Annotated in this window: 13 protein-coding genes and 1 pseudogene; 5 read left to right on the forward strand and 9 right to left on the reverse strand. The window is 59.8% G+C overall.

The window, feature by feature from the left end; genetic code table 11:
* Nucleotides 1-248: 248 nt before the first annotated feature.
* Complete coding sequence (locus ACLFKU_RS40485) at nucleotides 249-485, reverse strand: hypothetical protein (protein ID WP_410852957.1); 237 nt, start codon at nucleotides 483-485, stop codon at nucleotides 249-251.
* A 77-nt stretch (nucleotides 486-562) separates the two neighbouring features.
* On the reverse strand, nucleotides 563-952 hold the full coding sequence (locus ACLFKU_RS40490) for a hypothetical protein (protein ID WP_410852958.1): 390 nt from the start codon (nucleotides 950-952) through the stop codon (nucleotides 563-565).
* Nucleotides 953-2,056: 1,104 nt separating this feature from the next.
* On the opposite strand from ACLFKU_RS40490, the gene ACLFKU_RS40495 reads away from it, so the two are divergent.
* On the forward strand, nucleotides 2,057-2,500 hold the full coding sequence (locus ACLFKU_RS40495) for a hypothetical protein (protein WP_410852959.1): 444 nt from the start codon (nucleotides 2,057-2,059) through the stop codon (nucleotides 2,498-2,500).
* A gap of 109 nt (nucleotides 2,501-2,609) precedes the next feature.
* Here the strand turns inward: ACLFKU_RS40495 and ACLFKU_RS40500 are convergent, their stop codons facing one another.
* The 4 genes from ACLFKU_RS40500 to ACLFKU_RS40515 all read right to left on the reverse strand — a co-directional run bounded on the left by ACLFKU_RS40500 (nucleotide 2,610) and on the right by ACLFKU_RS40515 (nucleotide 5,509).
* Nucleotides 2,610-2,795, reverse strand: coding sequence for a hypothetical protein (locus ACLFKU_RS40500; RefSeq protein ID WP_410852960.1), 186 nt, complete (start codon nucleotides 2,793-2,795; stop codon nucleotides 2,610-2,612).
* A 387-nt stretch (nucleotides 2,796-3,182) separates the two neighbouring features.
* Nucleotides 3,183-3,620, reverse strand: a complete 438-nt coding sequence (locus ACLFKU_RS40505) for a hypothetical protein (protein WP_410852961.1) — start codon at nucleotides 3,618-3,620, stop codon at nucleotides 3,183-3,185.
* A 667-nt stretch (nucleotides 3,621-4,287) separates the two neighbouring features.
* Nucleotides 4,288-4,719, reverse strand: coding sequence for a hypothetical protein (locus tag ACLFKU_RS40510; RefSeq protein ID WP_410852962.1), 432 nt, complete (start codon nucleotides 4,717-4,719; stop codon nucleotides 4,288-4,290).
* A 466-nt stretch (nucleotides 4,720-5,185) separates the two neighbouring features.
* Entirely contained in the window at nucleotides 5,186-5,509 is a 324-nt protein-coding gene (locus ACLFKU_RS40515; protein WP_410852963.1) for a hypothetical protein, read from the reverse strand.
* Between the two features lie 222 nt (nucleotides 5,510-5,731).
* Between ACLFKU_RS40515 and ACLFKU_RS40520 the strand changes: the two genes are divergently transcribed.
* On the forward strand, nucleotides 5,732-5,977 hold the full coding sequence (locus ACLFKU_RS40520; protein ID WP_176107912.1) for a helix-turn-helix domain-containing protein: 246 nt from the start codon (nucleotides 5,732-5,734) through the stop codon (nucleotides 5,975-5,977).
* 1,065 nt (nucleotides 5,978-7,042) lie between these two features.
* Here the strand turns inward: ACLFKU_RS40520 and ACLFKU_RS40525 are convergent.
* Together ACLFKU_RS40525 and ACLFKU_RS40530 are read right to left on the reverse strand one after the other, a co-directional pair.
* Nucleotides 7,043-7,923 (reverse strand): annotated as a pseudogene (locus ACLFKU_RS40525) (acyltransferase family protein); the annotation flags it as partial.
* A gap of 299 nt (nucleotides 7,924-8,222) precedes the next feature.
* A complete protein-coding gene (locus ACLFKU_RS40530) occupies nucleotides 8,223-8,900 on the reverse strand; it encodes a hypothetical protein (protein WP_410852964.1) in 678 nt (225 codons plus the stop codon).
* Nucleotides 8,901-9,117: 217 nt separating this feature from the next.
* Here ACLFKU_RS40530 and ACLFKU_RS40535 point away from each other — a divergent pair, with 217 nt between their 5' ends.
* From ACLFKU_RS40535 to ACLFKU_RS40545, 3 genes are all read left to right on the forward strand, one after another.
* The gene (locus ACLFKU_RS40535; protein WP_410852968.1) at nucleotides 9,118-9,363 is read left to right on the forward strand and encodes a glutathione S-transferase family protein; all 246 of its coding nucleotides are present in this window, start codon (nucleotides 9,118-9,120) and stop codon (nucleotides 9,361-9,363) included.
* Between the two features lie 229 nt (nucleotides 9,364-9,592).
* Entirely contained in the window at nucleotides 9,593-10,165 is a 573-nt protein-coding gene (locus ACLFKU_RS40540; protein ID WP_410852965.1) for a TetR/AcrR family transcriptional regulator, read from the forward strand.
* Between the two features lie 22 nt (nucleotides 10,166-10,187).
* On the forward strand, nucleotides 10,188-11,192 hold the full coding sequence (locus ACLFKU_RS40545; RefSeq protein WP_410852966.1) for an alpha/beta fold hydrolase: 1,005 nt from the start codon (nucleotides 10,188-10,190) through the stop codon (nucleotides 11,190-11,192).
* A gap of 498 nt (nucleotides 11,193-11,690) precedes the next feature.
* On the opposite strand, the gene ACLFKU_RS40550 is transcribed toward ACLFKU_RS40545, so the two are convergent.
* A complete protein-coding gene (locus ACLFKU_RS40550; protein ID WP_410852967.1) occupies nucleotides 11,691-12,257 on the reverse strand; it encodes a transposase in 567 nt (188 codons plus the stop codon).
* Nucleotides 12,258-12,383: the final 126 nt, after the last annotated feature.

Below are 12,383 nucleotides of genomic sequence, written 5' to 3' on the forward strand. Positions count from 1 at the left end.
CGTTATCCGTTCTATTACTGCCATCGAAGCTCCCCGTGCCGGACAACCGGCGGCAGGACAGCTTACGCGGCGCAAAAGCGGACATTTGAACTTGGCCAGAAGCGGACATTACAACTTAGCCGCTACAATACTATTTGTTGCTAATTAGGGTTATGTCAAATTGTTCGGCTGAGAGTTTCCACTCAGCATAGCTCCTCTCAATGCCTCTCCTGTGCGCAGCCGAAGGCACACTTACTAGAACTCTTGTGTCATGAGGTGCCATCGGATTTTGTGATTGTGACCTCTCGTGCTAGCTTTGAAGTGGTGTACCGTCGACACTCAACGATCAGGAAGGCATCGCTTCCTTCAACCACGCCTTTAGCGTCGATTTCCCAACTTGTACCTGTGCGATTGCCTGGCACAACCTGCTTCCCTTCCACCGAGGATAGGCCGAAATCGTCAGCGAACCGATCGAGCAGAATCTGCGTGACTTTGATAGCAGCCATTGCACCGGTTGGGTGAACTAATGCTCCGCAAGCCTCAATTTGACATCGCTTTACTCACGCCCTCGTCCCTTTTTCCACTACTCGCGTTCATATTGGCCGGCCGCGCGCCTGGCATGCAGATTCCACTTTCGGACCAACGCCGTCGCCTCTGGGTGCGCGGCCAGGACGTCCTCAGCGTCGGGAAAGAGCGCAACATAGTGAAGCGCGAAGAAACTCATCAGCATACACACCGTACTTACAGCCATCACGGTCATTGAGGCCTGCTGGGAGATTTCGCGTGCGTCTCGTATCTGTAAGATGCTCAGCCAGCTCGTATGGGGATAGCCGCATAGGTAGCTATAGAGCTGGCGAATGAGCACGGGATGAAACCCGGCCTCGACGCCGATTGCCGCCCAACCCCGCCCTGCCCGCCATTCCCCTTTCAGAAACGCCCCATGTTTTTTCAGAGTGCTGCACCCACCGGCCATGCGCTTGCATCTCCGCACGAAGCGTCTCGACGCTCGCCATTTCGTCCACAAGCCTTTGCTTGTTTTCAGGACGGCGCGCGCTAGCCCGCATCTTCTGGCGGTCCAGCAGGCCTGCGCAACGCCACGTCATGTGGCGAAATTGCCGCAAGTCCGACTCGCTGCAGCCAAAAACGTGTGCAAACGTCAGAAAAGTCTCAAGGGCCGCTCGCGCCAGAATTAGCACAGAACCATGGTAGATGTGCGACCTCGTACCCTGTGGCATCACGACCTCCACGGGTTGCACCGGAACGTGCAGCGACGCGCGATGGCAGTAGAACTTGAGCGCCAGGACCTGCGCATCATTCATCCATAGCGCGCCTACCGGGACGCCTTTCCAGCCTGAGAGTCCGTCAGTTGCACGATTAGATTCAGCAACGTCCGCGACTCGTCGGTGCCCGCCGGCGTGACGGTCCAGTTACTGTCCGTAGTCGAGTTCGGCGAAGTCGGTTGCCCCATGTCGTTTGCGCTCCCTGGTGTGTTCCAATCGCTTGCTCTCTTGTTCTCCAACGCTTAACGCCGGAGCGATGAGTTTTCCCTGTTACTGCTTGTCGCCCGCGCCTTCTATTCCGGTGCCGAAGGCAACTCGCCGTCAAGTCACAGCGAAATCATTTTCCATGGTAACGGGGCCGTGTGCCATCGCACATGGCGACAGGCCGCTTGGAGCGACCAAAGCAGGACCCACTGAATGTTTTTCGCCCGATGCGAATCGGCCCCCGTCGATGGGCATGGGGCCGCTGTATGCGGCCGCAGGTTAATCGCCGCACCAGTTATCCGCGATGAGATGTCGATCAGAATTCATACGCCCTCAACGATCATCTGAGACACTGCCCGTCTCGGGACGGCCATATTGCGAACCAATCCGGGACCTTTTCGAGAAGTCAGCCGCGGCTTCGCGCTGATCGGAAAGAAGCATCGCAATCTGTTTCACGCCAGGGAGCGCAGCCCGCAATGCAATTCTCGCGCCGGCCGTGACAAGGTTCTCCTGCTCCGCACTACGTCTATGAAGGACTGTTCGGGCATACTTGATATCAACAGATATCTTCGCCAGGGGGAGTGACTTCCAACATGAAAAGTCTACGCCAGATCGCGGCAGACGCTCGCCGTCGCGAGGCGGATGCTCACCGGGAAATTCTGGCCCGGACCGAGTGGCTCACTGCCGGACAAATTAACGCGCGCCAGGCCGTGCCACCTATTGACAACGAACAGCCCGCCAGAGAATGGAAGGAAAGTGGCCGCATATTCAGCCTGACTTTCGACAATAGGGAACATTTCGCCGCCTATCAGTTTGATACCGAATGCCAGCCGTTGCCCGTTATCCGGAAAATTATTGCGGAGTTTGGTCCTCGATACGACCCATGGCAAATAGCGGCGTGGTTCCATTTTCCGAACGGATGGATTGCCGGGACGGGCGATAGTGAGAACGAGCCTGTCGCACCAATGGAGGCTCTTGACCGAGCGGACGATGTTCTACGGGCACTACGGTTCATGCATGGTGGCTATGTCGCTTGATGTGTCAAGATCGAGAGCGCCCGAGACGGGTTGCGCCACATATCGGGCCTTCAATATCGGCCCAGACATGCCGGCTGCCTACCAGTCGCAGTACGCACGAGATGGTCGCTCAAATTTCAATCACCAGCCCGGGATCGAACGCCGGGTTTTTCCGGCGCAGGTCGGCGAGTGCACTCGCGCTCAACCGGTTCAGCGCGTAGCCGCGCGGATTGCCAAAACGGTAACCGGACAAATCATGCACGTGGCCGAGAATCCACAGATCGGCCGATCCGACCAGGGGCCGCAGGTTGCTCACGAACGGCGCGTTGATCGGATCGTCCTGTAGCGTAGATGCACCGGCGGTGGCTTGACACTGTGATGGCTCACGCGACGGCGCAGCCTCCAAAGGGCTCCGCCAGTTGCTCCTTCAGCCAGCCCCGCGCCATTTGGTGCTCGGCCAGCGTGCTCCGGCCAGAACCGTCCACCTTCGCTCGCACCGATCGCACGATGGTCATGCATCACGCGACCTTCCAGCTTCATGCTCTGTGTGCGAGTGCCATTGAGCGCAGAGCTGTCCACCGACAGCAACCGAGAAATCGCACGTCGTTCAGGACGGCGGAATCGGCCCAATAGGTAGCCGATGCCTTGATTGTCGGCGGCCAATCGCTGCAGATACTCGATGTGGTCAGCGGCGTCACTGACATCAGCGCTGGCCGTTGAGGAAGTCGAACCAGTCGTGCGCAAACGCACAGCCGTGGTCAGGAATGCCAGAACCGGCCAGCGTCTTGTCGAAGTAAGTTCTGGCTGGTTCAGGAATCTCATCGAGACGTACGTAACGGTAGCCTGCGGCATTCATGCGAACCGTCACCTGCGGTGGCGCGGGTCGCGGCGGTAATGCTTCGCGTCCCGGGTTCAGGGCGGCGGCAACGCACCGCGCAACGAGATCCCATACGCTGCCTGCCCATCGGGGATACCCGCGCACCGTGGCCCGCTCGCCAACCTGTCCGAGCACCGCATCGTCCAGGGCCACCCCGTAATCCGCAAGAGCCCCGGAACTCACGCGCGCAATGTCCGCCGTCGCGATGACCCGCTTTCCGTCTTCCCGTCCACCGGGCAGCAATTCAATGGTGATTCGAAGCATTCGCCTTTCCTTGTGATCGTGTCATCCGGTGCCGCTGTTGCGCGGACGCGCATCGCGTCGAGGTTCCGGACCTGCGCTGCGCTTGGCGTGCGCCCCGGCAGATGACTCCGTCCGGGTCGACCGCCAGGACAGCAGCATTGCCCCGTCAGGACTTCCTGTACCCGTCGGGGGGAAGCTCCGATCGCCCGGAAGCCAGTCTGCTCAATGTCCGCCTTCAGCCCGAACGCCGCTTCCACCAGTGTTTCGATCTCGCTCATGCTTTCCTTATGGTCCGCGACGCAGCCCACCACTGGCGGGCCGGTGACACGGCGGCCGGTCATCGGTGTCTACCGCAGCGTCCAGCATTCCCGCGCCGCCGGGCAGACCGACGGTTGCCTGGTTGTCGCAGCGCGCGCGGGATCGCTGCTCAGAGTTCGATTACCAGTGCGGGATCAAACGCCGGGTTTTCCCAGCGCAGATCCGCCGGTGCGCTCGCGCCCGGCAGGTTCAGCGCCTAGCCGCGCAGACTCGCAAGCACGCGCGCATGGCCGACGTGGCAGTCGAATGAATCATGCACATGGCCGTGTCCACACATCGGCCAGGGCGAGCAGATCCCGCAGGTCGTTCACGAACCCCGGCACGACGGCTGCATCTTTGCAACGCTGCCCGCTATCATGGGCCGCCAGACTCAGGTGCAGGATGCACCGACCTGCATTTCAGGAACCAGCCGGACGGCCAGTTCAAGCTTGGCGCGCGGCGGCAGTTGCGAAGGCGTGCATGGCCTGAGTTCGCCCAGGTCGTTGGCGTACCAGAACAACGCGTCATCCGCCGCGTCACCTTCCCGCCACAAACCGGTCACCGGGCACAGGCGCGCCCCTCCCTTCCCGATCTGGTCAAGCACATAGACGGCGAACGTACCCGCCTCGAGTTCCTCCACGGCGTCCTGAAGCGCCTTCGGGCCGACGATCAGACAGCCGTCCAGCTCGTCAGGCGCGTCGTTATCCACGATTACCCAGAAGTTCAGTGTCTCACAGGTCCAGGCCACGCACTTCCAGGCCTGATATGACTTCGCCAGATCCCGCGTGGCGGGATCAGCCCAATCTGTATTCGTCACTAACATCGAATAATTCCTGGTTGGTACTGCCGGCAGGAAGGTCGTGATCTAGCTCACCGTGACTGGACCACGCAGGCCGAACGCGCGTCGCCGGTCGTGACGCCGGTTTCCCTGCAACTTTCACGGTTGACGCTAACGCGAAAGAACACCTCGCGCCGGGCTTGCCACCATGCATCCGGCGCATCAACGCGGCCCGTGCAGGAGTGCCGGTCAGCCGTCCCGCCCGGTGAGCGGAGGGCAAGGGCTGGCCCGCGCGGGCGGTTTCCCGTGATAAGTGGCGGATTATCCCGGCCAGCCTGCGTCCGGCCTGCACATTGCGGCTAGCTGCATCTGCAATTTCGTGCCGACTGCCAGCGCACTTATGCCAAGCACGGGATCAGTCCGAACCAGATGATCGCGGCGCACCCCTGTCCATTTCCTGAATGGCCATGCCCGACCTCGCGTGCCGATGCTCGTCCACTGCCAGCCCCGCTCAGCAGTCGGCCTGGGCCCCCTGCGCTTTCGCGCGCCAAACTCGCCTGCCGCGCGCCGGGCGCGTCGCCACGGCATATGGGACTGAGAATTTGCGTCCTGCTGCCGTGGTGAATTGCGTCACCGAAAACAGTTTCCTGTCCTGCTCACTGAATTCCGTCGCGTCGATGCGGATCTCGCTGAGCGGTTCGAGGTACCACTCCTCAGCCGGCCGTGAGAGCCGCGTGCTCACCAGCGCGGCCCCACGTACTGTGGCTTCTCCGTCAACGAACTGGTCCAGTGAACCTGCACCGGACGTCAGATCCATCCAGATCACGCTCGGCATCTCCCGAGCCCCTGTACTCGCCACGCGTAGGACCAGCAGGTCACCCGGAGTCCACTGCTCCGCTACCGCACACCTCTGCCCCAGCCACTGCCGATTGAAGCGGAAGGACGTTCTCAGCCTGAATCAAAAACATATGCAAAAGATCCGGAAGACCAACAGCAATTGGAGAAATGGGTCGTAAATGCCGTGGCCAAATGGTCATCATACCGCGACCATCGTAGGATGCAAAGGGTATCGGTCAAACTGGACGATTCGGGACATCTGGCGGCCATCGGCGCGACAGTGCGCGCGCGCCGTCAGGAATTCGGGGTCTCCCAGGAAGCGCTTGCGCACGCAACTGGAATTGATCGAAGTCATATGGGGCGAATCGAGCGCGGGGAGCGCAATCTGTCGATCCTTAACCTCATCCGGATTGCTGATGCGCTGGACATTTCGCCATCTAGGCTTCTCAAGGCGGCTGGTCTTTGACGCAGGGTCCAGAGACAAACACGCCGTGCAACGGCGGTGTGCAAGCCGGGTCCCAAGCTACCCCTCACGCAGACGTGGAGAGCTTCCATGTGGTGGAGCTAGGCCAGCACAACCAATTGCCGGTGCGTCTGACACTCGCGGATATCGCCTTGCCTGATTGAGCTGGTGCAGGTCATGACATCCCAAGGCCCGATTGCCGTGTTCGCTACTCTCAAGCGAACTCCTTATTTCAAAAAATTTACTCAGGATTGCGACGTAAAAGTCGCTAATTGGCGCCTTATGTCAGCTTGACTCTGCACTTATCGCTAACATCTGGCACAGCCACTCTTTCGACTTGTACATCGGACTGGCGTGCCGGAAGGTAGCACTACTCGACGGCGGCAAGGAGCGCGGACCTTGGGACCGCCTGACCCCGTCACCGCCAAGGGAGATTTCAAATGCGCAAATCGCTTGTGGCTGTTTTGCTCGCTTCGGGTATAACGTCACTGTCGTACGGAGGTGACGGCAACCGCTCCGATGGCCGGGAAACGGGCGAACGAGGGGAACATCGCGTCCTGAAGGTCTTCGACGCAACAGGAAAGAATGTCGGGCCAGTGGTCACACTCGGTTTTTTGCCAGGCGTCGTTCTGCATGTTAGCGGAGCGACCATTCTCGTACCGATTTCGCGGCCGTTTGACAGCGGGGGCCAGTATCCTGCATCCCGGTATCAATGGGGGGAGTCGGGATCTTCCCTTGGATATCCGACTACGGACTGCAGTGGCCCTCCGGTCGTTCCGGCGGGCGGCGATGCATCGGACATATTAAGGCCTTCGATAGTCGCGAGGCAGGGTGCTGACGCGACGGCGTACGTGGCGGCCGACACCCACACAACGGACGTCACGCTTCGGTCGTACGTAAGATACGGCCAGTGCGCGCCTGACACCAGTCGTCTCGACCGACTCCACACGGTAAAAGGCTGGTATGCCGAAAGCACCTACTCGCTCACGCAGAACTTCCCGGAGCCGCTGACAATTCATTACTGAGCGGAGGCTTTCAATGACGAGCCGCCGCGCGCCTTTACTCGCAAATCGGTGCCTCGATCAACCGCCACGACAGCACTGCAATACCAAGCGAAATCGCAAACGACGCGACTGTACTCAGCGCATGTGCCCACGCCGGCACGGCGCCCCCAAACAACGCTTCGGCATGACGGTTACGCGTCAGGTCGGGGATCAGGTTGTGATACAGATAAAAGCCGTAACGATACGCCCCAGAGCGGCGAGCCAACGCGTCTGTAACAGACCCATCACGGCGGCATTGCGGCAACACGCGATCGAAGTCACCAGCGCCGCAATGCCAATCCCGTACGTCGCGCTGATCGCGGTAAACACCCACGGATCATCGAAAACGTTCCACTTGGGCTCCGTCGCGCATAAACCGATCACGACGAGGCTCAGCATGAACAGCGTCAGGCCATGACCGAGCCAGACACGCACGCGGCCGCCATCGTTTGCGATGATCCCGCCACCAATACCGCCTAACGCGAGCAGCCAGACATTGCTCAACGGGTGCGTATAGATGGTGATCTCCTCCCAATGCGCAGCGCGCATCGCAAACAACGCAGCGAGGTCGAGCGCCACGATCGCCCAACATGCCGCTCGATGTCGCCGCGTCGCGAGCAGCACCAACAGCGGCGCCACCGCGAGATAGAACTGCTCCTCGATCGCGAGGCTCCACAGGTGCGAATATCGGCCCGGCCAGTAGCGCAGCACCGAGCCGATCCAGAAGTTCGAAAGATACGCGAAGTGAAACGGCATGCCGCTCGCGAGTTCCCGATTCGCGAAGCCAAATGCCATCAGCCCGCACATCACGACCAGCATCAGGTAATAGATCGGAAAGATGCGCAGCGTGCGGCGGAGCAGAAAGCGTCCGAGTTCGGCGCCGAAGCGGCTGTCGCCGGATTCGATGGCATCTGCATGCAACCTAATGCAGATGCGTTTGAACCATCGTTGTAGTCGCGGGACAGCGCGCATGAAGCCGTTGTACTCCCGCCTGAATCCTTGGCGAAACGAGGCTATTCGCCAGCAACTCGCCAATGAAGAGAGAAAGGGTTCGGCGGCTTCCATATCGTTTGCGCTGAGCGCTGCCTCGACCATTACCGCTGTCGCAACGATTTTCTCCGTCGGTGAATTGAGAACCTTCGCTGCCTGCAGCGCTTCATGTGCATTCACGCTTGCGCGGTCGCTGTCTCCGAAGTCGAGACAAATCACCGCCACCTCATTGAGGGCATAGCAAAGATGTCGCTTGTCGTCAGCCTCGCGCAATGCGTCGAGCCCTTCGAACCTGCACTGCGCACATCGCCCCCTGTCAGGCGTAGCGACGCAATCGCGCTGATCACGTCCGCATAGGGCGCGCCCGGGTATCCCATGCACCCCGAGGCAAGGCCGATTGCTCCGGCGAGCCTAATGACCTGCAGGTAAGCGCCACTCTCAAAATCGACGGTCGCGAGCCAGACGAGACACTGGTATTCACGCCAGTGGTCCACGATCGCCCGCGCTTGGCATACCGCGTCGTTCAGCTGCGCGGAGGTGGCATCCAGTGCTCCGTCGGCTCGCGCAAGCAGCGCTGCGCCCCACATCAGTTCCACGACGCACAGGTCGAGGCGTTCAGCCAGCGCTTGCGCGTCCTGCAGCACACTTCGTGCGCGCGGCAGTTCTCGCTCCAGTTCGAGCAGGCACCGGCCGGTAACGGCAAGCTGTTTGCATTGCGTCGTCGCGTCGGCTTTGCGGGCCGCCGTCGCGGCACGGATCGTGATTTCACGAGTACGCTTGACGTCGTTCGCCTGTTGCGTCAGCCACGACAGGCTATGGAGGCCTTGCACCACCTCCGCATGAAGCGACAGCGCTTCGGCTTCCCGGATCGCCTGCTCGAAGTCCTGTTCCATCGACGCTGGGCATGGATTGCCCGAACTTGCCAGCGATACCATCCGAGCAGTGAGCAACTGGATTTCGAGCCGCGCCCGCTCACTTCCCCGCGGGAGTGAACGGGCGTGAGCCAGACCGCGCTCGGCGACAGCGCGCGCTTGCGTCGGCGCGAAGACTTCCAGACAGTGGTGACTGCGTCCCGCCGATATAGACGACAATCGCTGTGCAGCGGCCTCGCTGCAATCGCTCGCGCGTGAAGGCAACGAACTAGCAAGAGCTGCACTCATCGGCGCGGAGCAATTCCTGGCGTCGACGGCATTCATGGCTGGCGATGCGTTTTCGCTTGCCGACATTGCGGCGTTCACTATCGCCCGTGCGCTCAGCGGCAATATTCAGTGGCCAGATCACCCGGCCCTGATGCGGTGGTTTCAGGCTGTCGCGCAGCGCCCCGCCGTAGTGAAGGGACTGCAGGCCTTCGAATAGGATGCTCTTCGGGCTCGTCTTGCTGCGCGCATCGCAATAAAAGCGCCGCAGCGGCTACTTTCTCCGCCTGAAATCCGACGGCAGCCGCTAGGCGGGTCCGTGCCCTCTCGTGCTCCTGCAGTTCCAAGACCGCGATCCCGCAGGTTTCTTTCTTGACTTCTGTTTAGATGTTACCTACCATCTAAATAAGATGGTTAGCGACCACCCACAAACGACACGGAGCAAACTGATGCGCAAATCCAAGGTTGAAGCAGCGGATACCCGCCGTCGCATTGTCGAGGCCGCAGCGCGAGAGTTCCGGCTCCACGGCATCCAGGCGACGGGATTGAACGACGTGATGTTGCCGTTAGGCCTCACGCAGGGTGGGTTTTATCGGCATTTTTCGTCGAAGGATCAATTGGTCGCAGAAGCGTGTTTGCAGTCGATGACCGAGGTCATCGACGGGCTCGAGGCCGCCGCGCTAGATAGCGATGCGGACAGCGGACTTTCCGCTGTCGTCAATGCCTATGTCTCTGAGGACCACCGCGACACGCAGACAGGCGGGTGTCCGCTGGCAGCGATGGGGAGCGAACTCGCCAGGGCTGATGAGCAGACGCGGGCAGCCGCCGCGCAAGGTTTTGAAGAGCTGGTCGATGTACTGGCGAAGCGTATGGGCGGTCAGCCGCCAAAGGCCGCCAGGTCGTCCGCTGTGTTCGCAGTGGCGGCCATGATTGGGGCCGTAACGATGTCAAGAGTCGTTGAAGATTCCGACGCTTCAACGGCGATTCTGGAGGATGTGAAGCAGCACCTCAGGGCGATTTAAACCTGTCGGACACATTCACAGATTGGAGCAACTCACGGAACAGCGTAAAAATCTCATCACTGGCGCCACCGGGAAGACCGGGGTCCACGAGTTTCGCATCGAGAAAGCAGGTCAGTCCATCTACGTGAAAGACTATCCCGGTGCGGCGCCGGCAATGGTCATGGTTCATGGCTTTCCAGACAACCATCGAATTTATGACGAGTTGGCGCCCATCCTTTCCGAGCGCGGCCAACGTGTCATCACGTTTGATTTCCTAGGCTTTGGAGATTCGGAAAAATCAGGCACCTTCCAGTATTCATTTGACCAGCAGGAATCCGATCTTGCGGCGGTCGCCGACGCATTGCACCTGAAGTCCTTCATTCCAGTGGCACATGACGCAGGTGGCCCGGCGGTGATCAACTACGCACGCAAGCACCAAGACCGTGTCAGCGCGATCGTCCTGCTCAACACCTACTACGCCGATACGCCGACCCTGAAGCTGCCGCAGTTGATCCGACTGAGCTCTACTGGATGGCTCAAGCCCGCCGCCGAAGCAGTCATGAGCAACACGACTCTACGGAACTGGCTGTTGAGCTACCAGGCCAACCAATTCGTGGCGGATGCGCCTGAAAAAATCCGAACAAAATTGAAGAGCAGTTTGCTACCGATGATCGAAGACAACTTCGAAAAACTCGATTCGATCCGTGGATTTAACTTGATGACCGGAGACCTGAACAAGAACGTTGAGGAGAACCGCAAAGCAGTGGACCAACTGGCAAGCCTCGAAATGCCCGTGACCCTGATTTGGGGTGAAGGCGATCCGTTCCTAAATGTAGGTGTTGCCAAAGACCTAGCCAAACAGTTCAAGCACGCCGAACTTCACCTTCTGCCGCTTAACCACTGGCCTCAAGTTGATGACCCGAAAGCAGTTGCCGACATTCTTTTGCCGTTCCGAACAAGCAGCCAGCAATCGGATGCTCAAATTCCGTCTTCACCGCGTGCCAAGCGGTCAGGTATTTCCAACCGTACCCGAGAACCAGCGAGATGAAGACCATTACGGCGACAGCGCCGATGCCATCGGCGATCGACACCGGCACGCCATACAGTTGCGTAGGACGTAATAAATCTGTCATCCATTGAAAGGCCGAGACCAAGGGATAAATGCTCTCCCCCAGGCTTTACCCTGCTCAGCGAAACAGTTTCAGTCGTCCCCACGACGTCGACGCGCATGGGCATGCGTCCGGTTTTCGCTCGCCCGGTTGCAGAACTGGTCTGCACAAGTCATCCATCGGGATCAAGGCGAGGGCCGGTGTCCTGGCTTTCGCCCGTGGCTCATCGGAGAGCCCCAGATAACCATTGGTACCAGACCGGTGTCCACGGGAGTATTCACCAATGATCGGATTGCTGCGTCAGCGTGCCAGGCTCATTTCGGCTCATGGTCTGGGCATCCCAGCGATCGCTGATTTGGGGACGGCGGAAGCGCGTGGCCCAATCACTAGCTTGGGTTCACGCCAACAAATTTACCGGGCTCACGGCCCCGCCGGATCTAGCCAAAGCATTTGGTCACCTCGAATGGTTTGCCGTCTCGTAACATGTAGAAAGCCGCGCGCGCGAGCTTGTGCGCGAGTGCCTTCATAGCGACCACGGGCATACGCCGGGCTTTTTTGCGCTCATAGAAGCGTCTGGCCTGCGGACAGCTGCGCATGGCAACAGCAGCAGCCTCGATGAAGGCCCAGGAGAGATACTTGTTGCCGTTCTTTGCGTTGCCTTCGCCTTTCTTCCTGCCGTTCGAGACGCGCCTGCTTTCAACGCACCGACAGTGCGGGCTGAACTGGCCGACAGTGCGGAAGCGGGAAATGGTGCCCGTCTCCAGCATGATCGTGGTCGCGAGTGTGACTCCGATACCGGGCGCAGTTTTGAGGATCGCGAACTCGGGACGCAGTTTTGCTTCGCGATGAAGTATCGACTCGATGACCCTGATCTGTGCTTGAAGGGTGTGCAAGACCGCGAGGTTTGCTGCCAGGGCAGCCTCGATATGAGGTGGCAAACCAAGTGAGGTTACAGCCACGCTATCGAGATGGCGGACCTGCTCTGGGTTGAGGCGCAGATTCAACGTAAGCGGCTCATGACGGCCATTCTCGACGGCTGAGCGAACCGGTTGGTAGTTTAGTTCCCGCTAAATAATTTGGTGGGAACTAAAGTGGACGAGACATTGAATCGGATCGCGAAGGTCAAGCGA

Origin of the sequence: Paraburkholderia sp. EG304 (assembly GCF_046543485.1) — a bacterium.
Lineage (GTDB): Bacteria > Pseudomonadota > Gammaproteobacteria > Burkholderiales > Burkholderiaceae > Paraburkholderia > Paraburkholderia youngii.